A 24826-nucleotide genomic window follows, 5' to 3' on the forward strand; every position below is an offset into this window, starting at 1 on the left:
GTGAAAAAGCCCTCCCCATCCCCCGCATCCCGAGCGTCCGCCTTCACCCTGGTGGAGGTGCTCGTCTCCGTCTCCGTCCTCGCCATCATGATGACCATCATGGCAGACCTCATGGTGCGCACGCAGGACACCATCAGCCGCGCCAGCGCGCATGCCACGGAGTTCCAGGAAGCACGCCGCGTGATGGACGGTATTGGCAACGCCCTCTCCCAGTCCACCATGGACGCCGTCTGGGCCTACCGCCGCTCCGCGCAGGATGCCAGCTCACCCACCGGGTATGAGCGCATCTCAGACCATCACTTCATCCTCGGTCCCGCCAGCGAGCTCCTCACGGGTGGTGCAGAGACCGGGCAGGCCGTCTTCTTCCAGGCCCCGCTGGGCCGGTCTGAGAATGCCGACCGCCGCCGCCTGCATGATCTGGTGAACTGCTGCGGCTTCTACGTCCAGTATGGGAGCGACCTCGCCATCCGCCCCAGCTTCCTTCAGAACGGCCAGCCGGCGGTGGTGAACCCGGAGCGCAGCCGCTTCCGCCTCATGCAGTACGTGCAGCCGGCGGAGGACAGCATCCTCTACGGGGACTCGAGCAAGCTCGGCCTGAACAAGCTCACCAGCCGCACCCAGGCCCTGCGCTGGTACCAGCAGGATTTAGGAGTCAACTCCCGCCCTCTGGCGGACAACATCCTGGCCCTGGTGCTCACACCCCATGCTACGCAGACGGACGGCGGCCGCACCACCGTGGTGCCAGACCCCCAGTTCCGCTATGACAGCCGCGACTTCCAGTGGAACGGGCTGAACGCCACCAACAAATCCCGCCGCCACCAGCTCCCCGTCATGGTCGGCATCACCCTCGTCGCTGCGGATGAGTCCAGCTATGAGGCCCTTGTGCACAAGCTGGGGGAGAAGCCCGCTGGCGAGGCTGTGCGCGCCGTGCTGGCGGGCAAGTTCGCCCGGTACAGCCAGCTGAAGGACGACATCGCTGCCGTGCAGCAGGGCCTGGCCGCCCTGCCGCTCCATCACAAAGTGCTGAGCAGCAGCGTCACCCTGCGCGGCTCCAAATGGATCTCTGAAGATGAGCTCTAACCCACCCCGTCAACCTGTAAAGCGCCCCCTCCGTTCCTCTGCCGCCGGGTTCACCCTGGTGGAGATGCTCGTGGTCGTGGCCCTGCTCAGCATGCTGGTCACCATGGCCGCCATGTCCGTGCCCGCCGCCCTGGGCAGCCAGCGTCTCTCCGGCGCCGCCCGCCAGCTCTCTGCAGACCTCAACCAGGCCAGCCTCATGGCCCGGAAGGAGGACAAGCTCGTGGAGCTGCGGTTCTATGAACTACTGCCCACCTCCCAGCAGGGCACCCTGGGCTACCGCGCCTACCAGTTCGGTCTGGTCACCGGCTGGACCTCAGACGGCAAGCCCCAGGTCACCTTCTCCGGCGAGCTCCAGCGCCTCCCGGACGACGTGCTCCTCATGCCGGATGTCAAATACAACACCCTGAAGAGCCAGACCGTCCGCACTGACGGCACCGCCGGCGCGGAGCAGAACGTGAGCTACGTGAGTTATTTCCTGCATGTGAACGGCTCCACCACCCTCCCGGCAGACAAACCCGCCGTCCTCACCCTGGTGCGCGAGACCCCCAAAGGCGTGCCCTCCGATCTGCCGGCCGACTTCCGCTCCATCGTGATCGATCCCGAGACGCATCAGACGCGGGTGTATTGAGGGGAGAAGTAAAAAGTGGTTAGTGAAAAGTTAAAAGTAGTGACGAGCAGCGGGGTGGGATGGGCTATCAGTCGATAGAGATCCGCAGCAGGGTTGGAGTTCCGTCCCGCATGCGGGACGGTCAGGAGACAGGCGTCCCATCACATCTCCCCGCCCATCCCTCCCCATCGTTCAAGGAAACAAAAAACGGGAAGCCGTCAACCAGCCTCCCGTCTTCCAAGTCACCCTCCACTGACGTACTGACGCACTGCCCACTGACGCACCGGCTAATGTCCCAGCACTTCCGTGCTCGGTGCCGCATTGCGCACGGCGGCGTGGTCCGTCACGATGACCGTGGTGCCGGGGGCGATGGTGTCATACAGTTTGGTGGCGAACTCCGGGTTCACGGTCAGGCGCTTGCCGAGGTCGTCCACATCCATCTTCGGGCCGCTGCTGGTCACACGCATCCACGGGCGGGCATTGCGGCCGGGGGCCCAGAAGCTGGGCTTGTCGGTCGTGCCTTCCAGCAGGGTGAAGACGTGGTTGCCCAGTTCTTTGCGCGTGCCAAAGAGGCCGCCATCGCTGATCTGGACGGAGGCGCGGCCGATGGGGTTGCCATTGCGAAAGACGTACAGCGCCTTGTCCGCCGCGCTCACCACGATCGTGATGGGGCCGCTGGCGCTGCGCTCCGGCAGCCAGGTGTAGTCGCTCGCGCCCTGGGGCTTCAGCATCTCGGGGTTGAAGTCCTTGGGAGCCAGCATCAGGCCGGGGTTTGAGGCCAGGTGCGGCGTGGGCGTCTTGCCATCGCCGATCACCACCGTGCCGCCCTTTTCCGTGAGCTTGAAGAGCGCCAGGGAGAAATCATACGGCAGACGGATGCAGCCGTGGCTCGCGGGATGGCCGGGGAGGTTCCCGGAGTGCATGGCGATGCCGTCCCACGTGAGACGCTGCATGTTCGGCATGGGCGCGTTGTTATAGGTCTTGGAGCGGTGCGTCTGCCGCTTCTCCAGGATGGTGAAGACCCCGCCCGGCGTGGCGTGCCCCTTGGACCCCGTGCTCACCGTGGAGCGGCCAATGAGGACCCCGTTGCGGTACACATGCAGGATCTGGTTGGGCACACTCACCAGCACCATGATGGGGCCGCTGGGAGAGATCTCCGGGTGCCACCAATACTCACCCGGCTGCAGGGGGCCATCTGGAGTGCCCGTGGGCGTGCCCTTCGTGTGGAAGGAGGGCATCTCCATGGCGGAGGTGGTGGCGGTGGGAGTGGCAACGGCGAGCAACAAGAGGGCGAGGGCTGGCAGGAGTCGCATGGTGAGCAGGAGAAAGTTAGACGTTATGTGTTAGACGTTAGATGAAAAGCAGAGAACAGCGAGAGGGATTTGTGTCGATGAAAAGTCATTCGCGGCAGGGTTGGAGTACCGCCTTTAGGCGGAATCAGTCGCAGGTCTCCCGACGTCTCTCCACGCCTCTGCTGCCCCTTTTACCCGGCGCGCAAGGTTTGTCCATTGGATCATCCTTGTGGGTTGTAAATTGTCCGGAGGATCAGGCGGTGCGACGACTCCCGTCTCGGCTCCGCCGCACTCTTTCCCAGCTATGGGGGGCTCCTTCCCATCACCCGCCCACCTTGTCATGATTCATGCTCACGGCGGTGCTTCTCTCACTCACCTTCCGCTTCCTACCTCATCATCATGAGCCGCACGTTCCTCCGCCTTTCTCTACCCCTCCTCAGCCTGCTCTGCCTCATCCCCCTGACGCCTGCCTCTGCGGAAGAACCGCCGCTGCGGGATCCGGCCAATCTCTCCCTCCGCAACGAGGTGCGCCTCGCGATTGACAAGGGCCTGGCGTATCTGAAGAAAGAGCAGAACGCCGATGGCTCCTGGGGTGGCAAGGATCCCCTGCACGCCGCCATCACCGCGCTGCCGCTCATGGCCTTTCATGGCGAGCCCCAAGGCGCGTATCGAGGAAATGACACGCCTGAGTTCATGAGGAAAGGGTACGCCTTCCTCCGCACCCTGGCCAAGCCGGACGGCGGCATCTACAACGAGGACTTCGAATGTGTGAACACCGCCATCGCCATGATGGCCCTCATGGGGCCGAATGACCCGCAGGACGGGCAGCTCCTGGCCAAGGCAAATCAGTTCCTCATCAAGATGCAGAACGCCAACGGCGCGGTCGCCTCCTTTGACGGGGGCTTCAGCTACGGCCCGGGCATGGAGAACCGCCAGTGGGGGGATCTACACAACACCGTGTGCGCCCTGGAGGCTCTACGTACCTATGAAGCCCTGGAGCGCCCCGGCAGCGACAAGCTCAACTGGGACGCCGCCATCGGCTTCATCAACCGCTGCCAGAACCTCTCCAGCCACAACAAAGAAGCCTGGGTCTCTGATGATGCAGAGAACAAAGGCGGCTATGTGTACAGCCCCATGAGCAGCACCGCGGGGGACAAAGAAGTGCCCGGCCGCCACCGCCGCGTCCTGCTCAGCTACGGCAGCATGACGTATGCCGGCGTGCTCTGCCTGGTGTACTCCGGCGTGGACAGCACCGATCCCCGCATCGCTGCCGCGCTGGACTGGACCGCAAAGAACTACAGCGTGGAAGAGAATCCCCGCCTGGGCAAACAAGGCCTCTATCTCTACTACAACCTCATGGCCAATGCCCTCGCCACCGCGAATGTGGACGCCTTCACTCTGCCGGACGGTCGCAAGGTTAACTGGGCCAAAGACCTGGCCGTGAAACTCATCTCCCTGCAGAAGAACGACGGCACCTGGGTGAACGACAACAGCCGCTGGCTGGAGAACGATCCCACCCTCGTCACCAGCTATGCCCTGGTTGCGCTGGATATGATCAGCCGGAGGCTGTGACCCGCTACGCGGGAGACAGAAGTCTTCAAGACGCAAGACCTGAAGTCAGGGGTGATGTGACGTGAAAGGGGGCGGAGGGATCGGGTTAACCACAGAGGTCACAGAGTTTCACGGAGTAGAGCCGCGAAAAGCCGCGCTCTTATCACATACCACGTTCGCAGCAGGGTTGGAGTACCGACTTTAGTCGGCTCGGTGAAGCTCGGGGAGCGCACGCATCCTGCGTGCTGTTCCCGGCATCTTGCCGGGAACGTCTGTGACGGGCTCTTCGTGATGCCGGGGCCAACTCATAGGGCGATTGGTAGTTTCCATGACCCGCCTAAAGGCGGAACTCCAACCCTGCCGCGAACAATCAATAGGATATGGGTAGCACTATCTCCCTGCTCCCGTTCCTTCTCCGTGACCAGCGGCGAGTCACTTCCAAGTTCCCATACGCATCCGCGCCCACGTTGGAGTTCCGCCTTTAGGCGGTCACCTTACAAACGTCCCAAGACATCCTCATTCTCGACGAGCTCCCGTATGTCCGCAGGATTGCCGTCGGCACGTCTCTGTCGGCGACAGAAGCCCGTCACGGTCTTCAGCGTGGTCGGACTGGCTTCCTGGGCTAAATCAGGGCAGCCCAGCAATGCCAGAGGGGCTGACCTTGAGCCTGCGTTGCAGGTGCAATAAAGAGCTTCCTCCACCGGTAGGTCAATTGCCGGATGCCGGATTTCGAGGAAGAGGGCCCTGGCTGGAGGATCAAAGTCTGTCCGGCGGAGTGGAAATCTTGAAAATTCCTGCACGTAAACCGCCGCAATGCTCCGTAGATGAAAACATGAAACCGGCCGTCCTTCCCATTGTCGTGTCCCTCGCAGTGTTTCAGATGGTTTCCGCAGCGCCGGATCCCGCGGCCCCGTCTTCGCAGCCGCAGCCGCAGCCCTCTTCACCGGCCCCGCATGCCAAGGCCGTGCAGGCCGCCCTGGTGAAGGTGGACAAGGAGATCAAACCCGAACATTACGCCCTCGTGGAGGTGGACCTGGATGAAGACGGCCGGAAGGACGCCCTCGCACTGATGAACAGCCAGAGCACCTACAGCGGCACTGGCGGCAGTACCCTCTTCCTCCTGCGTGCGTGCAAGGAGGACGGCAAGTACACCAAGGTCGGCTCCGTGGGCGTCGTGCACGCCCCCATCTATCTGCGCACCACCCGCCATCACGGCCTGCGAGACCTCCTGGTGACCGTCAGCGGCGGCGGCGCGGAGCCCGGCGTGGCCGTGCTCGCCTTCGACGGCAAGTGCTACCCCAAAAGCCCCGGCGAGGCCGCGGCCAAGGTGGAGGAGAAGGACAAGGTGCTCTTCGCTGAGAAGTCAGAGGCGGATGGGAGTTGAAATGCGGTCACGGAGCCTTCGGCCCAGTGCGTCGGTGCGTCAGTGGGCAGTGCGTCAAGGTGTTGGACCTGGAGCTGTACGGAGTACAGGCTTCAGCCTGCGGGGGTTGGGGGGGCAGGTGCGAGGGGCACTCGTGGCTGCGTTTGTAAAAACGAGGTCAGGGTGCCTGCGGCCCAGCGGGCAGTGCGTCAAGGATCAGGGGCGTGGAGGATGCTGAATGCCTCCTTCCCGCGATAGAACCCATCGAAGCTCATCTCAGAATGGGATGTGTACCCCAGCCCAGGGTTGGACGAGCCTCAAGCGAGTCAACCCTGGGTATCTACCCCGCCCAGCGATCAGGTGTGGAAACCAGTGGTGTTTCCTTTAACCTCGCCGCCTACATCGGAATCCATGATCCCGGCATTGACGTGCCTGCTTCACGTCCCATTTCCGCCTGTCTCAGTCCGAAGCTCATCCCAGAATGGGATGTGTACCCCAGCCCAGGGTTGGACGAGCTTCAAGCGAGTCACACCCTGGGTACTCATGCCGCAGGCAATCAGGTGTGGAAGCCAGATATGTTGCCTTTAACCTAACCGCTATCATCGGAACCCTCGATCCCAGCGCCGTCGCTTCACCCCTGACCACGCTCTCACGAGCGCAGACACAAACGCCACCACCTCGCCCCAAGTCATTTGCACTCGTGGTTGCGTTCGTAAGAACGCGGTCTCGTCCAAACGCCCCTCGTAGACCAATCAAACCCAACGTCTCCTTAGACCTCAATCGGCCGATGGGCCCGCGTCCGCCGGGCAGCCTCCGCCGCTGCCAGGTCAACGATTGCGGGCAGGCTGGCCAGGAACGCCTTGAACCCATCAACACTGTCTGGCGGCAGATCCTCATAGGTGACAAAGATCTCATCCGTCTCAAAGAAACGTCCAAGCTCACTGGAGACCGCGTCCACCCTCATTTGATTCTCAGCCGGCGTGGAAACTCCAAAGATCACCCCGCCATCCTCGAGGAAATAAACCTCCGCATGCTCGTCTCCAGGTTTGCTTCGCCAGTAGATGCTATACGCCTCCTTTGAATGCTGGCAGCAATGGTTGATCAGCTCATCCGCCGTCTTGAAGACTATCTGCGGCGTGTCGGCATACTGCGGCACCGCGTACTCGTCGGCGGCTTCGCCGCGCGCCGGCAAAAAGTGATCCAGAAAACGGATGATCAGATCCGGAGAACGCTCCCGTCCGAGAACGTAGATGTCGGCATACTCAGGCATGCGGCAACAATGTTACAAAGAATCTCAAATGACAGCCCCACTCTACAACTCCGAAAGTCACCGTTTGCCACCGCTGTCTTGCTCGCGTTGCTTCTTGATGGCGGCCTCAATCTCGGCCGCCCGCTTCGTGCCCTCTGCCACTTTGTCCCCGAGAATCTGCTTCAGTTGCGCCAGGTTCTTGGCGGACTGTCCATTGCCGGCCTTGGCTGCGTAGGACATCCAGCCGAAGGCCTCGACGTAGTCCAGCTTCACCCCGTGCCCTTGAGCAAAGAGTAGGCCGTACTCATTCACAGCAGGGATGTTGCCGCTCTCCGCCGCCACCTTGTAGTAGGCCGCCGCCTTGGTCAGATCGGGTTCGACTCCTTCACCTTTCCGGAAGATCTGCCCCAGATTGAAAGTGGACTGCAGATCCCCCTGCTTACCTGCAGCGGTGTAGTAGGAGATGGCCTTCGTCGTATCCTGCTTCACGCCGTCTCCCTTGTGATACATGAGCCCCAGATTCGCCTGGGAAGGCCGGTATCCCTTGTCGGCCGCCTCCGTGAAGAGTTCTACGGCGCGATTCAGGTCTTTGTTCACCCCGTGACCCTGGTAGTAAAGCGAGGCCAGAAGGTGCAGGCCCATTGGGTCTTTGGAGTCCGCCGCAGCCTGGAACTCCTTTCGCGCCGTGTCGTAGTCTTCCCTGTTGTAGGCGGTGATGCCAGACTCCACGTCAGCATAGGCGCTCATAGCGATGGAAAGAAGGAAGATGGGAAGAATGCGCTTCATAGCCGTATCGAAAGAATGGGCCGACTTATCCCACGTTCATCGAGTGCGGTTGGAGAGGCAAGTGTGAATTTTGGAACAAACTGTAGGGCAGGAGTTTGCGGGAGATGATGTGCGGTCAGGAGTTGCGAGATGCTTGTTGGTCGGGGGCTTCGCATCCCAGTGCGTCAGTTGGCAGTGCGTCAGTGCGCCAAGGATCAGGGGTATCGATGCTCCCGAATGCCTCCTCCCACGATAGCATCCACTGAAGCTCGTCCCAGAATGGGATGTCTACCACAGCCCAGGGTTGGACGAGCTTCAAGCGAGTCAACCCTGGGTACCTGCCCCGCCAGCGATCAGGTGTGGAAGCCGGTCGTGTTTCCTAAAACTACGCCGCCGTCACCGATACCCATTGCCATCGCGCGGCATCCTTCCGTTTTCCAACAAATTCTCTCGTGCGTGCCGCTAGCAACAGAGTTGTTCGCACCCTAAGAACCTGTTTGGATAAAAGCGCTGGGCGTGTTGCGAGGCGTTTTGAGTCTGGACAAGGCGCGAACAGGGCGTGAATCGTGATTCACAACCGTTGAGCAACGCCGTCCAGGCTCAAAAGGGCCGCAACCCGGAGGGGCAGATTTCAGCTTCGGCGAAGCCTCTCTTATCTTAATCCCTTAAATTGTCCTGCCACACCCAGATGTTTTTGTCCAAACAGGTTCTAAAGGATCGCAATAACACGCCCGTCCTCATCGACCACTTGGTTGTCAATGATCCAGCGCCAGGGTTCTTCGGTATCCTTTCGGGTAAGCTCCGTGCCAACCGGCTGATCGTAAAGAATCTCCAGGCTCTTGTCCGTCGCGATTAAGCGGTCAAGCGGCACCAAAGAGTAGTTCTTGGGATTGTCGGCATACTCTGGAGATTCATCGCCACTGCGCAGGATCCATCCGCTGTCTGAGACGTTACTGACTCCTTCTTTCGCCGCGTGCCGAACTGGAAGACTGTTCGGCCCGATGCAGAGATTTGATAGCACCGCAATAAGCCCGTGTTGCCTCAGCCACTGTTGGTGAATGTCGTCCTTGGTCATAGATGGTTCAAGCCTCGGTCAGTGGTTCGAGCTTCCAAAGCCCGTAGGGGTTGTGAAAAAAATCATCAGGTGGGTAATAGGTGTAGTTTTCGAAAGAGAGCCGGTATCGCTTCGATCCTGCGGCGATGCCGAACGTGTGCCCCTCAGCAAGCTTGGGGGCCTCGTCCATCACGTAGCAACAGAACTCCGTCGCAACCTCGAACGCTGTCTGAAGGTCGCTCTCCATGACCGCACAGTCGGGGAGAGCAAAGGCACTCATCCCGCAGGTGAAATGCTCTCTCTCATCTCCGACCAAGGTGACCATCGAGCGATAGAGAGAATACGCCGCCTTCACCGAGCCGTGTTCTCTCCACTGCGCCGCACTCACCGAGAACCCCGCCTTCTCGATCTTGACGACCAATCCACCAGCGTCGAGCAACCCGGTCGCGGCATCCATCATTCTCACAACCTCCTCCCGGCCGGTCTTGTCTGAAAGAATGTAGAGCGTGAAGGTGTGATCTCGCACCGCGATCAGGTCATCCTCTGGGATCTGCCCCATGCCACCCGAACGCACCTTGTCAGCCAGTGACGGATCATGATCGTAGATGTCCAACTCGAAGCGAGTCCCTGACGCGACATGCATCAGGATCTTGCCTGCAAACAGGTAGCCGCCGCTGCGTTCCACAATCGCCCTCACGATCTCCGAATGGTCCTTCCACTTGCCCGGGATGCCGAGGACGATGGCCGGCTCTTGCACTGGGTTCGCCTGGGATGAATCGATCAGCGCGGCCATGGTCATGAAGTGGTAGCAGGTGCGGTGTGCTCTCGTATGACGACGGTAGAACCTAAAGGCAAAAGCCAGCAACCCGCAAGACTCATATCGTGAATGGTGAGCTTGGTTGGTTACATGCAAGATGGGGGAGGGCTTGGCTCAAATCGTACGGTGGCCGCCGTGGCATTGGCTTGCTACCCTCCCACCGCCTTGATCGTCACCGTGCATTTCTGAAATCCGCTCCCCTCCGCCAGGGGCAACTCAAACGTCATGGACTTGGGAACCTTGAAGAACTTGGTCTGTCCTATGCTGTACGACTTGCTCCTGCCTGACTCATCCTTCGGGTCCTCACTCGCTGACAACGACAGGGTGCAGTGCATCGCCCCGTTCTTCGGATAGATCACCCCGGTGACGACTCCGAGATAAAGCTCTGATTTCAATGGCGCATCATCCAGGAAGAAGTGGAACTCCTCCCTGAAGTCCACGGTCCGGTTCCATTTGTACAAGAGCTCTTTCTTGCCTTCCTCATATCCTGGCCGCTCGAAAAGCAGGCTTATCTTGTACTTCGACGCGAACTGACCCTGCGCCATCGAAGTGACGGACAGGCACAGGAGGAGGAGAAGAGTGAGTTGAATGGCGCGATTCATAGGAGGTTTCCGTGCTTGGTTAGGCCTTCCGGGCATCTACGACATTACATTGCATCCACCACGATGCTAGGCCCGGCAATCTCAGAGTCATGTCGCTTCGACGTCGAGGATGTCAGTCTCGATAGCGCGGAAGGTGTCAAGCAGGTCAGGATGCGTGTTCGCAGATGACTCTGCCCCCGTGCGGGCTCGCTGAAGGGCCGCTCGAAGCGCGTCTCGCTCGGCTGCGGAACAATGATGCAGCGTGGCTGTAAGCGACTCCAACGCTTGAACGTCGTCGTCCAGGCGATCATCGTGAGCCTGCGCGGTGCTGATGTAGGCGAGCGCAGCTATGACTGCATCGGCGAGAGTGTTCATGGCGGGGGTAGTGCTTGAGAATCCAACAAGAAGTGATTGTGCCGACAAACTCGCTTCCATCCTGGAAGCCAGGCGCAGCGGCGGCCTTGGTGTCGGCAGCATTGCCACATCGAGTTGGCTTTCTCCCACACGGCACCCGCGTTGTCACGTTTTTTCCGAATGTGATCAAAGTCATAGTTCGCATGGCGGCACTTCTTCTGACGCCAAGGGCGTCACACAAAATAGCCCAGGGTCAGGCGAGGTACGAGCCGCCACCCTGGGTACAAAGACAAGGGCACAAGAACTCCGAAGCGAGTTCTACAGACCGTGGCCGTACCCCTGACGTGTCTCCCGGATGTTGCGCCTCATTTCCTCGACTCCAGGTGACGCATGCTTCTTTGTGCTATTCAGAACTGCCGCAGTGCATCGTCACTGCCGGGCTTGAATCCCAGTTTCGTCAACTCATCTGCGATAGATTTGATCTCCGTCAATGCTGCGTTGGTATCGATCGGGCGACCCGCTTCATCGGTGAAGGTGCCGCCGAGACGCTTCTGGGCATACTCCACGGCCTTCACCATCCGGCCATAGACCGTCACCGGATCCGCACTCCGCGGAATGGAGAATCCGAAAATGAGGTCTTCTGCTTGCACCCGATTGGCGGCAACCGCTTCGGGAAGAAAGTACCCGGGCGAGGTCGATGTCCAGACGCTGAAGAAGAAATCATCGCCGTAGCCAGACGGATTCTGCCAATGGAAGCAGTCCATATCTCCCCACCGGAGTCCGAGGCAGAGCATCACATCCCATAGCTCCCTTCCGGAGAAGCGCTTGCCCGCAGGCGCTGCGAGCCGGATTGCCACGTTGCGATCGAACCGCTCAGTTAGGCTGCTCAGATGCTGGGCCTTCTTGACGGCCTCGTCCGGCCCGACCTCCGCTTTTACACTCGTAGGGGTGAAGTCACTCAGGCTGCGCTGCACAGCCTCCAATCGAGAGCGATACGCCTCGGGTGAGGCCACCTCCGGTTCTGCGGACGACGAATCATAGTACGGCCAGGCGAACTGCAGACCGCTGACGCGTTCGGGTCCGTCTGCGGATTCAAGAAATGTCCAATGCCCCGTGGCGGTTTCCAAGCCGTAAATGTTCAGCCCGCCATGCTTTTGCCGCCAATCTTTGCCAAAGCGTGAAGCGACTTCCTTTGCAACGAGCGAGTTTTCAAACGTGGCCTGCACCACCCACTCACTGGCAGGGCTTGGAAGATAGTCCGTCGCCTCTGTGCTCTGCCTGTGCGGTAGAGGGATCTCGCCGAGCAGTGACGAAACGTCTTCGCTTGGAACCGTAGGCAACTGCTTCGCCCTTACCTCGCTCTGTGCCGCCGTCGAGATCTGGAGACCCTCGATCCCGGAGGGAACGGATCCGGGATCCGGCGTGGTCGAGCGTCGATCTTGATTGTCACATGCAGATAGGGCCACCATCGCCAATACAGGGGCGAAGCGGGTGATGCGTTGATTCATAAACTTCATGGTATACTGCCTCGGTTGACTCACTGCTGTTCGTTCCGCGGCTTTTGCCCCGCAGGCAAAGGGTCGTGCGAGGACGTTGAATTCGCTGCCTTGTTCGCATTCGCTTTTTGTTTCGCGATCACAAGAGGATTGGGGACCACGAGATGGATTGCGATGTGCCCAAACGCATCACAATCGTGGTTGACGCGCAATTCCACAGTCGGTTGATCCGGAGATGCAGGGTAGAAAAAGCCGATATTGTGGGCGTTGGGTACGCCTGTCACCATTCCCTCGTTGGGCGGGCGTCTGGATTCGTTCTCGTAGATCGTCTTTGATTTGCCGTTGCGGGGATTCACTTCGATCGCGGTGATTTGGTGGGCATCAAGCAAGCTCTGGTCGAGATCCGTCGCATGATGTGCCGCCAGAGCTACGGGATCAGAATGAGGCCTGACATACTTTTTCACATAGGCCTCGGTGACCAGCGCTGCCACCTCCTCTTTCATGGTCAATCGCGGAGAGCCGTGGGCCCTGTGGTCCCGGTACCAGTTCTCCCAAGTTTCGATGTTGTTCTCAAAATATCGCCCCGACGCCTTCCGCAGTGCTTGGAAGCAATGATCTGTCGTGCAGATCATCGTGCCATTGCTGTCCGGGCTGGGCACTTTGCGCAATGCTCGAATCAGCACGGGCACTGAGCTCTCATCCGCAACGTCACATAGGGCCACCAGGGCATCATGATCCGGAACCCAACGAATCGCTTTGTGCGCGGCGTCACGAATCTTGCCGGCATCAATCGGCTCTCCTGATCTGCCCAGTTTACGAAACTCTTTGATGGGGCGATGAACCTGGAAGTAGTAGAAGCCTCCTCCCAACGCAGGGAGAACGGCCAGGGCGGTGAGGAGTCTGGTGATCCACTTGAGTCGGCGTTTCATTCGCATTGGGGAGATGCCGGATTCAGGCGTCTGCGGACCGTCGATTGCCGGCATCTGCTTGTTCCTCCGGGTTTTGTTCGGCATGGTAGAGGCGAGACACGATTTCCTCAATCCGACTCGTCACCGTGTCCCAAGCTTTCGGTCGGTCACACCACCATGAAAGGTCGAGTGAGAAATAGCCCTGGTCGAACGAGAATCGGTAACCAACCCCATCCAGGCCCAGCACTGTTTCGGTAGGGCGCAGCGAGGGAAGGGAGATGGCTGACAGATCCTGAATCACTTGCGAGGCGAATACGGTATCAAGCACTTTGTTTGAGTGTTCGATGGTGGGCTTGAGCTCCTTGGGATGTCTCAACCGTTCTACTGGATCACGAAGTTTTTCCAGATCCTCCGTTCGCTTCCAGGTGGTGACCGAAAAGAAAGGGAGCTTCCCCGATTCAGGGCGTCTTGGCGTGTAGAGAGTGGTTCGCGATTGATCTCTAAACGCAGGCAGACACCAGAACGAAAAGACATGGAGAAAGCTGCCGGATTCAGCGACTGAGTTGAGCTCGACCAGAGCCGCTTCGGACAAGCGTAGGTATTCTTCCTGTTGTTCGGTTTCCAAGGCTTCAGAGTATTCGGTGAAACAAGTGACAGGAATCGCCAATCGGCTGCAATCGCGCAACTCCGACGCTGCGGCGGCTTGAGTAGAAGTTGTGTCAGCAGAGTTGACGCGTTCTGCTTTTTTTCTGCCACACGGCAAACTTTCTGTCACGCCTTTTCCGGGGCTGCTCCCCAATGCCGCGCATAGTCAGACTCCAACCACCTGCCGGTCTGTAAATCATAGCCTTCTCCTTCATCACCGCGAATCACCGCGCTCAAGCGAGTGGCCAACGCAACGGCTGCTTGCCACACCGGGTGCGATGTCTCGGTGGTGGGAAACCTCACCGCGAACTCGATCGAATGGCCGTACCAACGAAACACGGAATGCCATCTGCCGGATTCGGGAAAGAAAACCTCCGCGTCTCCCTCGCGGGAATTGACGCTGATAACTTCTTTCGTCTCTGGATTGGTGATCGTGTGCGCAGCGGCAGCAAACAATCTTACATCCTGCGTCCCGTCAATGGCGGCTCGCCACTCACTCAACGCAACAGGATTCTCTTTTCCCCGCTCAATGTGTAGGTGGTAGGCCATGACGCGTGCAATGTTGCTTAACAAGTGATCATGCCAACAAGATTCGCAGGTGGGAATAAAGTCTACGGAGCCTCAAAACTAGGACTGCTCGTGTTCATAAAAACAGGCGTAGGCCTCAGGGAGCTTCTCCCTAATCCATGCGTGCAACTCCGGAGGTGCCGAGATGAAACGATCACCTTCGATTTCAACGCGCTTGCCTGCTCGCAACGGTTTGTCGAGCTCGGCAAGCCAACTCTTGAGATTGCCCATGGCTGAGACATTTCCATAGCATTCTGCATCCAAGAAGCGTTGAAATGCCTCCTTGCTGACGTAGCCCGCACGAAGCTGCTCGTTCATTTTGCGTGGCGATAGCTCCATATTCACCCAAAGTGATTGCATCAATAGGTTCGCCTTCATCCCAGAGGCCGGGCGCTGCCCAGATGTGGGTGGATACATTGTGGTCCTCGGTGAGGCGTTCACTGACAATCAGCCATAGGAAGGCCGCTTTGTCACAGGATTCCCCAAACGAGGTGCGGGACAATCTTTGGGATATCACCCGTTCCAGAATGTGATCGATGCCACCGCATAGATCCATACTGAGAGAGTCTTGTGAGATGGTTGACCAACCAAGACTGAACGGACGGACGCCGGTCCATTTGGGCGCTCGCCGTCTGTCCTTGCGTCACTGCTACTCAGTGCCGTTGCCAGGTGCGAGGTGTTCCCACTGGGCGCATAGTTGGCCGGGATCGTCGCCAGGACAGATGACGAGCGGAGGACATCCCGTATCCGGTATGACGATGGTGGTCCCACAGTACGAGGAAAGTCGAGATAAAATCTCCACGATCAATTCTGGGTGCCCCTTCTCAAACCAGATCTCTTGCGCCTCTGCTGGGTCGCCAAGGGTCGTAATGTTCAAAAGGGTCCACGGCCCGGACTCGGGAGTGTCCTTTGAGGTGATCATCGCCTGCCACGAGTGCCCGACTCCGTTGTCATTGTACTCCACCGCGTATCCGCCCAACGAATCAAGCACTTCACGGATCTCTGTGAGCAAGGGCCCGCGTGCCGAGGCATCTTCAGGCGTGTCTATGCCGGCATCGCTGAGCCAATCTGCAACTTCCTTCGTTGGTGGAGTAACTGAGTACAGGACGCCCATTTTGTTCTATTTCAAGTTCAGGCACCGGATAGGGGTGGACAGTTTGACGACGCTGCGGCGATTTGGGAACAAGTTGTATCAGCAGGGTTGATGTGTCCTGCTGTATTTCTGCCACACGACAAACTTTCTGTCACACCTTTTTCCGCTCGCGCTCCTGGCTGTTCATTGAACTTGTGTGAGAAGCAACCTATCTGATCGATAATCTGACCGCGATTAGGCATGCCTCGCCGTGTGGAGGCGACCGCGCTCACAGTTTGGACTTGGCCAGCGGGGCTGTTGTGTCAGCTGAAGTTCGTCACCTCAAGTCCCGGAGGGACATGGGACTGTAGCCGGTGGTGCCAACCACCGGACTTCATGCTCCCAACGTTCTTGCGTCCCGGAGGGACGCCGGAAGGCCTGCGCGAACCGCAGCACCGCCCTGTCATGCTGGCACGGCGTATTCCAAGAGTTGCGTTCCCTCACAGCTGATGAGGATGCGATCTTCCCGAATGGCTTCGATGCGGCACCCCGTCCGCTGTTCCGTGTCGGTCAACCGATGGATCTTGCACTCACCAGACGACACATCAAGAACTCCCAGATGATAGTTCGCCGGGTTGGGTTTAACGTGCATCGGGTTGGAGGCCTTGATCGGAACGTAGTTTGGAGCATCGCCGAGGATGATGAAGATGCGACCTCCGTGAAGGCGATAGGAGTAGTAGTTGCCGTCAACATGGAACGAACGCTCCCGGGCGGCGAACTGCCAGATGACTCGGCCGTCTTTGTGCCGCCGGAGAATCTCGAACTCCTCCCCAGCACCTTGAACGAGGAGGTCGTCTCCATCAATCTCAAGGCAACGCTTTTCGTACAGCACCCGCTCAGGAGCCGACCAATGGTCTTCCTCCGGCGCGCAGACGTTGGCGGATGGACAGGGGAGCCCCGTCCGGATGTCGAGGATCCGGCCAGACCAGGTGATGACGTATTGATCAACTATGCATTTGGGAGTGTCGCGAAACTCATTGGTGAATCCGGGAACGAAGTCGAGACAGCGGAGCAGCCTGCCCCAGAACCCACGACCGTGGTTGGTCCAGAGCAGTTTGCCTGTTGGTGCATCGATGCCATAGATCCCAAAGTCGGCGGTCCACGGGCCATCGGATCTCGATTCCGTCGCAATGATGACATCGTGCGCGCAGTCGCAGACGGAGGTTGGCCGGTGAAACTTGTGGGACCAGTGTTCGGTGCCAGTCTCCGCATCGAGCGCGAACCATTGCCCGATGACGTATGGGCCATAGTAATCGACATGACCGTACCACTGGGTCAGGCCGCGAACATTTGAATACGTCCATCGTGGCTTGAGCATCGCCGAATCTGACAGCATAAGGATAAAACTCGGTGACTGCTTTGGGCAAGGCAAGTGTGAATCTGCCGGAAGACGGCTGCTGGGCAGTTCGGTTCTAGAGAAGCACTCTGCCATCTGTCATTCGCACCGCCGTCATTCGCGTGACCACGACCGTTCGGGCTTTTGTCGGAGCTGCCATTCGACGTAGTCTTGCGGTGGATCGGCAATGTCGATGGCGTGCTCAGGTGCAAAAGGTATCTCAGCACCGAAGCACAAGTAGGCAGCCACCCCAAGTTCCGGAGGGACGCCGGATCGGAGGCACGGAGGGGGGCGCAATCACATCGGAGTCTGGCAACCTCAATATGGCACCGCACCGTCCCCTCCGGCGGGTTCCCCTCAAAAGGGAGCAGGGGTTTCCAACCCCGCTCAGTCGCGGGACCCTGAGGTCATCCCGTCTCTCAACGTCCAATCATGGCTCTGCCACCCATTTCCTCCGGCAACGTGCCCGCGGGGTTGGAAACCCCGCCTCCCTTTAACTGACTCCGCCGCCCGCCCGCCCGCCGCACTGACGCACCGAACCTCGCCCCCTTGCGCCGACCGCAACTCCGGGCTACCAGCACAGATGCCCTCTTCCTCGAAGCATCGTGACCTTCTCATCATCAGCGGCTTTGTGCTGCTGGTGCTGCTGCTGGGTGCCCTGCTCACGCCCGCCTTGTTTTTCCCGGCCCAGGCCGTCATTGCAGCCAACCCTCAGGGGTGGGTGGCGCAGTTCTTGGGGGAGAAGGAGTTCCCCAGCTATTTCAACCGCGCCGCTCTCCTGGCCGCGCTGATTGGTCTGCCCTTCCTGCTCAAGGCGTTGCACATGCCGTTCCGCGAGATCGTGGGGGAGGTGCCCTTCGCCCGCGGCTTGCGCCAGTTTGGGACCACCTTCCTGGTCGCCCTCCTCTCCGTAGGGGTGCTGGCGTGGGTGTGTCTTACCTTTGGCGTCTCCCGCCTCAAGCCAGCGCCAGCCTACCTGGATTTTGGCTCCGCGCTCGCCTCGGGATTGACGGTGAGCATTCTGGAGGAATTCCTCTTCCGCGGGGTCATCCTCGTCATCCTCTGCCGATCCTTGGGGAACCGGTCAGGTCTCTTCTGGACCACCGCCTTCTTCTCCATCCTGCACTTCCTCAAGCCCCCGCTGGACGGCGCGCTGCTCAATGATCAGGTCACCTGGTTCAGCGGTTTCTGGGTCATCACCCAGCTCTTTCGCGGATTTGGTCTGTGGCAGAACGTCGTGGGCGAGTTCCTCGTTCTGGCCGCCGTGGGCTGGGCTCTAGGCAAGGCCCGACTGGGCAGCGGCGGGCTCTGGTACAGCATCGGCCTCCACGCAGGCTGGGTCTTTGGCATGAAGTACTTCAGCAGCCTGGTCTTCACCACCCGCATCCTGCGCAACGGGGAACTCGACCCCTGGCTGGTGCGCAACACCTGCCGCGCCATTGTCAGCCCTGTAGTCGGCATCCTGCCGCTCCTCATCATCTTCTCCACCGGCATGGTGGCCGTGTGGATCACTTCACGGAAGAAGACAGAGAAGGTGCTTGGTGCCTAGTTCTTGGCAGGGCCGTGGCAGCCACGGGAGACTCAAGTCTGAGGGCTGGCGTCTGGCCGTCTCGAGCCTTCCCTCGTGTCTCCGGCGCAGGCGGTAAAAGTTCTGCGAAAAACCCGTTGCCACGCCCGCAGGTAGCCCCTTAAATCGCCGCTCCTTTCTCTTCGGAGAATCGAATTCAACATTTCCCGTACGCCAGAGTGGCGGAATTGGTAGACGCGCCAGACTTAGGATCTGGTTTGGAAACAAGTGCAGGTTCGAGTCCTGTCTCTGGTACGGAATAGGGCGATGATGCTGGAAAGCCCATAAAATAAGGGCTACAGCTCCGGTGAGTGCTCGGAATATTGACGGAATGCAGCGGTGTGATATCGGTTGGAATGAAGGAAATTGACCGCAAACGGGCAAATGTGCGGGCAAAAACACCCGCAAATCGACCGCAATTGCCCGCAAAACCCTTCGTCGTGCATCTGGGTGTGAAGTACCCCCTATTGTTGGAACGTGGGCTTTGGCGCGTTCGGACCAGAAAGAAGGGCCATGAACTAGACGACAGCTTAGGGGAGGGCTCGCTCGACTGGGCAAAGAAGGAGTTCTACAGGAAGATGGCGGCTGGAGAGTTTACCAAGGTCAAGAAGAAGCCCGATCCGGATGAGGGCACCATGCAAAACCTCATGGACGTCTACGAGGAACTTCCCAAGCGCGCATCAGACGATGTCGCGGAGAGCAACATCAGCCGTCTCGCAGTCATCATTCGAACGGTGTTTGGACGTGAACCAAACAAGGTTGCAATCTCGGAGTTCACCTCAAAAACTTGGGAGGAGTTCCAAAGGATCCAGCAGGGTGGGAAGCTGGATCTCAGCAAGAGGCATCCAGATAATCAGGCTATCAACTCGGCCATCAAGCAGGCGAAGTCCGTGATGACCAAGAAGCTTTGGCCATCGTTTGCCCAGAGAGGCATTACCATCAATCCTAACACTGCAATCGTGCAGTGGCTGCCCGAGGGGTACAAGCCGCCAGCGGAGGCAAAAGGCGATGACTTGGTAGCGGCCTGGGAGAAGCTCCAAAAAACGGACCTGCCCATGTGGTACACGATTGGCCTCGCCCGCTTTGCGGGACTTCGCCGGGAGGAGATCTCCGCAATGCGGCCGGAATGGGTAATCCGAAAGAAGGGGGTTCCATACGTGCGGCTCATGGACAGGCCTGAAGACGGCTTCTTCACAAAAACCGGCAAGCCCTATCAAGCCATCATCCTTCGTGAAGATCTAGCCAAGGCAATCGAGGCTCTCCCCGTCGAGACTCTTGTAGTGCATCCGAAAACTCCAAATGATCGTGACAGGTGGTTTGAACGAGAGCCTCAGGCCTGGATTCGGCCTTTTGCGCCAAAAGCGCGTCTTCCGTTGCACCGGCTTCGCGGGCTCTACGTTGACCAGGTGGCCGAAGAGCAGGAGGAAGCAATTGCAGCCCGACAAGAGGCCGTCAAGAAGGCCTCCAAGGCTGTGGGCCACACAACCACCAAGATCACTGAGGATCATTACCTTACGCCGGAAGCGCTGAAGCAAAGCAGTTCAGTTGAGCAGGCGGTTTACTAGACTTTTGTAGTAGAGGCTTTTCCCCCTTGCGGAAGATGTATTATTATGGAAATTATATGGGCATTTCTGTTGGTCTAGACCTGATAATGCTTCACTGATGCAATCAAACTGTCGTAAATCTTCGTATCCGAGCTAGTGATGCAATTGCCTATATCCATTTCACCATGTCCCATCGTTGAGGCGTCGTGTGAAATTCGATTCTCTACCGAATTCCCTGATGCGGCCGTTCCTGGCCTTCTTTTTCAACACCTACAGCCCGCGTTCCCGAAAATGTCGACGCTGCCGATCGCAAGTATGCCAGCAGAGTTGCGCCGCGCGGATCCGAATTTGTCGGTGCAACCGCTCTATCGACTCGATGGGCCTGAAATGTCTGCCCTCGTTGGTGATTCGTCCATTACCTTCACAGTTTCGGGCACATACAAGGGATGGTCATGGTTTCTCCCTGAGATTCTGAAGAATTGGAAGTTGGTGCTTGACTCCAAGGTTCCCACTGGGGTGAACCGAATAGGACTTCGATATGTTGATTTTTTCAAGGCAGACATCTTTCCCCTCACGAGAGTGAGATTTCAGCTGGGCGAGCAATCGTTGGTTGGAATGGAGACCTTCCTTAGAACCGGGATTGTATGGAACGAAAAAAAATGTATCCTCCAGATCGGGAAAGACGTCCGGCTGACGAGCAGCGCCGAAATTGGCTCCGTTATTGATTCGGATGTATTTGAGATATTTGAACAGCCAGGTGACCAGTCTGTCAGTTCTATAGAGAAATTTCTTGACGAAGCTCATGCCGCTGGCAAGCATCTGTTTTTTTCGATGTTAGATCCAGGTTTTCTCGCCGTCCTTAACCCTGTTTACGCACAGCCATGAATAGCTATTCATATTCTAGCGCACGCGCTATGCAGACGCTGTACACATGGGCAGTTGTACTGGGAAGTTTTTGCGGCCCTCCGCATACAGACAGGTGTAGGATTAGGTCCTACGAGGTTAATCAGCCTCGTGCTGCGGAGTCTTATCAAGTCCAAGTTCCATCAATTAATGAAGGAGTGGTGTTGGAGAGGTTCGCGGATAGATTGGTGAGTGAAACCATTGACCTGCCTCAAGACGCGGCCGAGGTCATTGATAAGCATTTTTGGGATCTGCTATGAGCGAAGTCTTAGAAGACTTTAAACAATACCTGCCGACATACCTATCAGGGACAGCCAAGGACAACTTGTTCAAAGAGTTGGAGTCGTTCCCTAAGAATATTGATGAGCGGATTTACACCCGCAAATTGCAGGGTGAAGCCGTCGTGTTCCAAGGAGATGGCATCAAAGAAATGCCATTTATCAATCTGCCTAACGAAAAGGTTGGCCCCGCAAATGTCTTGGTTATTTCCAATACTTGTGACATTGACCCGACCAATCAGCGAGAAATTCCACTACAGGTTAGCTACTGCCCGATCGTCAAGCTAGGTTCTTGGCTTTCACGGTTGAGAGAGCCCGCGCCGCTTGATCAAGCTGTGCGGGCTCAGAGAGTTTCATCCATGTTTTACTTGCCGAAAAACGAGCACTTGAAGGATGACTCGGTGGCGCTCTTGGATCGTATGGTTAGTTGCTCGCCAAAAACGCTGCCCTTCGAGAACCTTCGAGAGAAGAAGCTATTCACCCTTAGCGACTACGGATTTTATCTTTTCCTCTTTAAGCTTTCAATTCATATGACGCGGATCCGCGAGGGCGTGGCGAGAACCTAGAACACCTTAATTATCCCTAGTAACCCTCCCGGGGAAGTGGCGAGGATGGATATATCCTCGCCTGTACGACATCCCTTCTCGGTTAAGCAGCATCCTTGAGCCCATCGGCGATTTTGGAGGGGTCTTTCACCCTCTCCAAAATGTGAGCGAGGAGTTGACCTCGCACGCCCTTGCCGCGCTTCGTGAGAGCGAGGAGATTTTCGTCGATCTTGTCCTGCTCGGAAGGGGAGAGCTTGGACCATGGCAGCGTTGCCTCATGAGGGCCTTGCACAGTGAGATCGTACCGGACGAGGGCCTTGATATAGTCGGAAAGGGAGGCGTAACCGAGCTGCTTCGCCCTGATTTCAAGGGCTTCACCAAGGGCTTCAGGGAATCGGACGGTTCTAGGTTTTGACATCGTGAAGTGTGGTTAATATTTCGTCATACAGCTGTATGACAGCCAAAACATTGACCACTCTTCCGAAAATGGCAAACTGTTCGAGTGAACAGCGTGAAAGTATTTCAGGACCTCATCATCCCTATGGTGACGGCCAACCATTGGGAAAAGCTCGGATCAGCCAACATCATGCGCTCGATCTCCGAAAGCAGGGCGGTCGCATCGCTACCAAGGTCTTTAGGGGTTGATTTCCCAATCTTGATTCCGATTTCGACCAGGTGTTTCGCGCTGTCTGGCCGCTCATCCATCAGGTGAGCAGCGGCTAGGCGAGCTCGATCTGGCTCGGGGAGAGCATCACAAATCGCCTTGAGATGCTTTGGTGAGGGCCGGGCTCTCATTGAGGTGTAGTTGCTGAGAGAGGTTCGAGCGACACCGCTGGCATCAGCCAGTGCATTTAGGGTCATGGAATCAGCAAGGCGGCGGAGCTCAACGGCGAAGTGCTTCATGGTGCAAAATATACACCAACTTAAAAAATAGCAAAAAAGGGTTGCGTCATTTTTTAGGCGTGACTACAATTCACACGTAACCAGAATATAGTCATGGCACTTCCAGCGACAATTTCATCACAAAGCGACGCCGAGGAATATGTGGCGTTCAGCGTCAGTGGGCTTATCGCCAGACTCAGGGGTAGCAACGACCTGCGGGTAAGTGAAGCAGCCCTCAATCTTGAAAAGCGCATTGGCCGCGATCTTAAGCCCACGGCCCCTCCAACGAGGAACGGCGGAAAGGCCGGCAAAGCAAGCGGTACGCGCATTCCAAAAGGAGGGCGCCGATGACAGACGCTGAAATCTATTTCTCGCTTGAGCAGATCGCAAAACATGTCGGTCGTGGAATGACTCAAGTTCGTCTGCATGCGCAGAAGGGCTGGCTAAAGGTCGCCCCGAAGCGCCCCGGACTCAAAGCCCATCGTGTCACTCTGACCAACGCCAACCGCTGGATCGCCCTCCACCATCCCAAGGCGGGCCCAATGACGTCGCCATTTCAATCCACCTAGTAAAAGCAACCTCGTTCACTCTCATGTCCATGACGATGCGCACACAACGTCGGCAACATCAAGCCCTCCTGGCAGGTCCTCTTCGGGAAGCTCTGGACCGGGCGAAGGCCGAGCAGTTGGGTATGGTGTCCATCACACGCTCATTTGATGTTCGTCGCTGGGATCGAGGCCGAGAGGCTGTCGCGATGCTGGAAGACCTGCAGACCAAGGCTCCAGAGCGTGAAGCTCGCTTCGTCAATGTCGGTACCGCCCGCAACATGGTGCGCCTCGTGGAGATCTGGGCGCTACCGCCCGCCTCCTCAGCAAACTCAGTTCATGCCGCCTGACCAAGATCTTATCGCCTCCGCTTGGGAGGCTGCACACGCAATCTTCAACGCTTCCACCGATGACCTTTAACCCAAGCCAGACCGTATTCATCTCGCACCTCGGGCGCGTGAAGCCTTGCATGGTGGTTAAGCAGGACGGGGAATTTGTCACTGCGACCTCTCTGATGCAGGAGGACAAGTTGACGGCTTTGGCTAGTTGGTGCTTCACAGATCGCGATCCAGCTTTGCGCCATGCATTGGAATGGGCGGAATCGCAGGTGTGCGAGCTGCGCATGGAACTTGGGCTGCCGTTGGAAGCCCCCCTCCGTGGAACCGGGGAATAGTTGAAACTTGAAAGTTCGAGGAACCAATCTAGACCGCATTCCTGCCGTGACTCTCGACAAACCCACGCTCATCCGATTGACCCAATTTGCCCGGGATCACGCACGGAAGAGCAATGCTTCTCGCGCCAAAGAATCCCTCGGGACGCTTCGCAAAGAACTCACCGCCACGCAGGAGCACAACGCCCGTTTCAAGTCCTGGTACAGCGCCAGGTAGAGCCCTGAAAATCAACCCTCAAAGACCGAGCTATGTCCGCGAACCTCAATCGACGCATCCCCCTCCGCGACGCTGACCGCGCTCTTCACCGTGGCGACGAGCATGCAGGCTGTGTTCCGCTCGCCGTGGCTGCCTACTTCGTCTCCCTGATCATCATCGCAATCCTCTGCCTCTTCTGACTATGTGTATCCAGATCCTCGACACCCACGAATCGCAGCCGCCAATCAAGGCGACGCAGATCACCTTGGCGAATCCGCCCTACATCCCAGAGCTGCCCGCCTGCCTCACCCCGAACGCCCGTCTGGAAACCGAAACCCAGCGACTGCTTGAAGCAGAACTCTGCCTCCGTGCGGCGACGCGCCACAGTGAGATGGCCAAGTGGGCGCACCTGGATGCGGCCTTGCAGCTGGCAGAGCAGCAGATTTCCCTGCCGTTCCAGCGGCTTCTGTGGGCCGATGAACGCCACAAAGAGGAAACAGATGCCTCTATCCTGAGCGAGGAAGAGGTGGAGGCGATGGGTTATTTCATCGGCAAGGTGGTGCGCTGCCGCAAGGAGCGCCGCCATCCGGACTTCGACGCGGAGGAGTGCAAGGGCATCCGCGGGCTGCTGCAGAAGTACGCGGCCGCGATCGCGGAGAAGCGTGAGCACTGCGAAGACGCCACGTGCGCCGAGGATCATGACTTCTGGCATGTGCGGCAGTGCATGATGGCCGCGAATGCGGAGCCTGTTCGGGCTGCTAAATGATCACACTTACCAACGATGCGGCGGCGCGTGCGGACACGCGGACGACAAGTAGCCACCAAGCCGGGTGAGTAGGTAATTGGCTGAAAACGAAAGCCCCTGCCGAGTAGAGATCGGCCCGCATCACCCCTTTCCC

At 58.2% G+C, this 24826-nt stretch carries 29 protein-coding genes and 1 tRNA gene; 15 read left to right on the forward strand and 15 right to left on the reverse strand.

Features of this window, described 5'->3' with window-relative positions:
* Positions 1 to 1080: a Verru_Chthon cassette protein C gene (vccC, locus tag BV106_RS12040; protein ID WP_265595597.1), complete on the forward strand. Its 1080-nt coding sequence runs from the start codon at positions 1 to 3 to the stop codon at positions 1078 to 1080.
* Positions 1070 to 1708, forward strand: coding sequence for a Verru_Chthon cassette protein D (gene vccD / locus BV106_RS12045; protein ID WP_081891682.1), 639 nt, complete (start codon positions 1070 to 1072; stop codon positions 1706 to 1708). The genes vccC and vccD overlap by 11 nt, the downstream gene beginning before the upstream one ends.
* A 266-nt stretch (positions 1709 to 1974) precedes the next feature.
* On the opposite strand, the gene BV106_RS12050 is transcribed toward vccD, so the two are convergent.
* A complete protein-coding gene (locus BV106_RS12050) occupies positions 1975 to 3000 on the reverse strand; it encodes a L,D-transpeptidase (protein WP_038164816.1) in 1026 nt (341 codons plus the stop codon).
* Between the two features lie 378 nt (positions 3001 to 3378).
* On the opposite strand from BV106_RS12050, the gene BV106_RS12055 reads away from it, so the two are divergent.
* Positions 3379 to 4551, forward strand: a complete 1173-nt coding sequence (locus BV106_RS12055; RefSeq protein WP_038164819.1) for a prenyltransferase/squalene oxidase repeat-containing protein — start codon at positions 3379 to 3381, stop codon at positions 4549 to 4551.
* Positions 4552 to 5362: 811 nt separating this feature from the next.
* Positions 5363 to 5914, forward strand: a complete 552-nt coding sequence (locus tag BV106_RS12060) for a hypothetical protein (protein WP_038164822.1) — start codon at positions 5363 to 5365, stop codon at positions 5912 to 5914.
* Positions 5915 to 6662: 748 nt separating this feature from the next.
* Here the strand turns inward: BV106_RS12060 and BV106_RS12065 are convergent.
* From BV106_RS12065 to BV106_RS12125, 12 genes are all read right to left on the reverse strand, one after another.
* A complete protein-coding gene (locus BV106_RS12065) occupies positions 6663 to 7163 on the reverse strand; it encodes a hypothetical protein (protein WP_038164825.1) in 501 nt (166 codons plus the stop codon).
* A gap of 57 nt (positions 7164 to 7220) precedes the next feature.
* Positions 7221 to 7928, reverse strand: coding sequence for a tetratricopeptide repeat protein (locus BV106_RS12070; RefSeq protein WP_038164829.1), 708 nt, complete (start codon positions 7926 to 7928; stop codon positions 7221 to 7223).
* Between the two features lie 688 nt (positions 7929 to 8616).
* Positions 8617 to 8982, reverse strand: a complete 366-nt coding sequence (locus BV106_RS12075) for a DUF2185 domain-containing protein (protein ID WP_038164832.1) — start codon at positions 8980 to 8982, stop codon at positions 8617 to 8619.
* Between the two features lie 7 nt (positions 8983 to 8989).
* A complete protein-coding gene (locus tag BV106_RS12080) occupies positions 8990 to 9754 on the reverse strand; it encodes a DUF4261 domain-containing protein (protein WP_051945685.1) in 765 nt (254 codons plus the stop codon).
* A gap of 173 nt (positions 9755 to 9927) precedes the next feature.
* A complete protein-coding gene (locus tag BV106_RS12085; protein WP_038164834.1) occupies positions 9928 to 10380 on the reverse strand; it encodes a hypothetical protein in 453 nt (150 codons plus the stop codon).
* 87 nt (positions 10381 to 10467) lie between these two features.
* The gene (locus BV106_RS12090) at positions 10468 to 10734 is read right to left on the reverse strand and encodes a hypothetical protein (protein WP_038164837.1); all 267 of its coding nucleotides are present in this window, start codon (positions 10732 to 10734) and stop codon (positions 10468 to 10470) included.
* A gap of 386 nt (positions 10735 to 11120) precedes the next feature.
* Positions 11121 to 12221, reverse strand: a complete 1101-nt coding sequence (locus BV106_RS35470) for a cell division protein ZipA C-terminal FtsZ-binding domain-containing protein (RefSeq protein WP_265595598.1) — start codon at positions 12219 to 12221, stop codon at positions 11121 to 11123.
* A 29-nt stretch (positions 12222 to 12250) separates the two neighbouring features.
* Positions 12251 to 13078, reverse strand: coding sequence for a hypothetical protein (locus BV106_RS12100; protein ID WP_265595599.1), 828 nt, complete (start codon positions 13076 to 13078; stop codon positions 12251 to 12253).
* 82 nt (positions 13079 to 13160) lie between these two features.
* Positions 13161 to 13892, reverse strand: coding sequence for a hypothetical protein (locus tag BV106_RS12105; protein ID WP_265595600.1), 732 nt, complete (start codon positions 13890 to 13892; stop codon positions 13161 to 13163).
* Entirely contained in the window at positions 13889 to 14311 is a 423-nt protein-coding gene (locus BV106_RS12110; protein WP_051945688.1) for a hypothetical protein, read from the reverse strand. The genes BV106_RS12105 and BV106_RS12110 overlap by 4 nt, the downstream gene beginning before the upstream one ends.
* A gap of 78 nt (positions 14312 to 14389) precedes the next feature.
* A complete protein-coding gene (locus tag BV106_RS12115) occupies positions 14390 to 14647 on the reverse strand; it encodes a hypothetical protein (protein WP_265595601.1) in 258 nt (85 codons plus the stop codon).
* 1217 nt (positions 14648 to 15864) lie between these two features.
* Positions 15865 to 16797 carry a hypothetical protein gene (locus tag BV106_RS12125; RefSeq protein ID WP_038164849.1) on the reverse strand — a complete coding sequence of 311 codons (933 nt, stop codon included), beginning with the start codon at positions 16795 to 16797 and terminating at the stop codon, positions 15865 to 15867.
* Positions 16798 to 17380: 583 nt separating this feature from the next.
* Here BV106_RS12125 and BV106_RS12130 point away from each other — a divergent pair.
* The 5 genes from BV106_RS12130 (at position 17381) to BV106_RS12155 (ending at position 21655) form a co-directional block, all read left to right on the forward strand.
* Positions 17381 to 18346, forward strand: coding sequence for a CPBP family intramembrane glutamic endopeptidase (locus BV106_RS12130; protein WP_038164851.1), 966 nt, complete (start codon positions 17381 to 17383; stop codon positions 18344 to 18346).
* 191 nt (positions 18347 to 18537) lie between these two features.
* Positions 18538 to 18619: transfer RNA gene (locus BV106_RS12135), tRNA-Leu, on the forward strand.
* Positions 18620 to 18720: 101 nt separating this feature from the next.
* Positions 18721 to 19929 (forward strand): hypothetical protein, encoded by a 1209-nt coding sequence (locus BV106_RS12140; RefSeq protein WP_038164853.1) that lies wholly within the window; start codon positions 18721 to 18723, stop codon positions 19927 to 19929.
* 138 nt (positions 19930 to 20067) lie between these two features.
* On the forward strand, positions 20068 to 20793 hold the full coding sequence (locus BV106_RS12145; protein ID WP_081891686.1) for a TIGR04255 family protein: 726 nt from the start codon (positions 20068 to 20070) through the stop codon (positions 20791 to 20793).
* A 274-nt stretch (positions 20794 to 21067) separates the two neighbouring features.
* Positions 21068 to 21655: a hypothetical protein gene (locus BV106_RS12155; protein ID WP_038164860.1), complete on the forward strand. Its 588-nt coding sequence runs from the start codon at positions 21068 to 21070 to the stop codon at positions 21653 to 21655.
* Positions 21656 to 21737: 82 nt separating this feature from the next.
* Here BV106_RS12155 and BV106_RS12160 read toward each other — a convergent pair whose 3' ends face one another.
* Positions 21738 to 22052 (reverse strand): hypothetical protein, encoded by a 315-nt coding sequence (locus tag BV106_RS12160; protein ID WP_038164863.1) that lies wholly within the window; start codon positions 22050 to 22052, stop codon positions 21738 to 21740.
* A gap of 104 nt (positions 22053 to 22156) precedes the next feature.
* Positions 22157 to 22537 (reverse strand): helix-turn-helix transcriptional regulator, encoded by a 381-nt coding sequence (locus tag BV106_RS12165; RefSeq protein WP_038164865.1) that lies wholly within the window; start codon positions 22535 to 22537, stop codon positions 22157 to 22159.
* Positions 22538 to 22863: 326 nt separating this feature from the next.
* Here BV106_RS12165 and BV106_RS12170 point away from each other — a divergent pair, with 326 nt between their 5' ends.
* From BV106_RS12170 to BV106_RS12185, 6 genes are read left to right on the forward strand one after another with little or no spacing between them, the layout of a single operon-like run.
* Positions 22864 to 23085, forward strand: a complete 222-nt coding sequence (locus BV106_RS12170; protein WP_038164867.1) for a hypothetical protein — start codon at positions 22864 to 22866, stop codon at positions 23083 to 23085.
* Between the two features lie 29 nt (positions 23086 to 23114).
* Positions 23115 to 23411 (forward strand): hypothetical protein, encoded by a 297-nt coding sequence (locus BV106_RS12175; protein ID WP_265595602.1) that lies wholly within the window; start codon positions 23115 to 23117, stop codon positions 23409 to 23411.
* Between the two features lie 59 nt (positions 23412 to 23470).
* Positions 23471 to 23734, forward strand: coding sequence for a hypothetical protein (locus BV106_RS12180; RefSeq protein ID WP_038164873.1), 264 nt, complete (start codon positions 23471 to 23473; stop codon positions 23732 to 23734).
* A gap of 46 nt (positions 23735 to 23780) precedes the next feature.
* Positions 23781 to 23948, forward strand: coding sequence for a hypothetical protein (locus BV106_RS38385; RefSeq protein WP_265595603.1), 168 nt, complete (start codon positions 23781 to 23783; stop codon positions 23946 to 23948).
* A 32-nt stretch (positions 23949 to 23980) separates the two neighbouring features.
* Positions 23981 to 24127, forward strand: a complete 147-nt coding sequence (locus BV106_RS38390) for a hypothetical protein (protein WP_265595604.1) — start codon at positions 23981 to 23983, stop codon at positions 24125 to 24127.
* A gap of 2 nt (positions 24128 to 24129) precedes the next feature.
* On the forward strand, positions 24130 to 24693 hold the full coding sequence (locus BV106_RS12185; protein ID WP_038164876.1) for a hypothetical protein: 564 nt from the start codon (positions 24130 to 24132) through the stop codon (positions 24691 to 24693).
* The last annotated feature ends 133 nt before the right edge of the window (positions 24694 to 24826 follow it).

Origin of the sequence: Verrucomicrobium sp. BvORR106 (genome assembly GCF_000739655.1) — a bacterium.
GTDB lineage: Bacteria > Verrucomicrobiota > Verrucomicrobiia > Verrucomicrobiales > Verrucomicrobiaceae > Verrucomicrobium.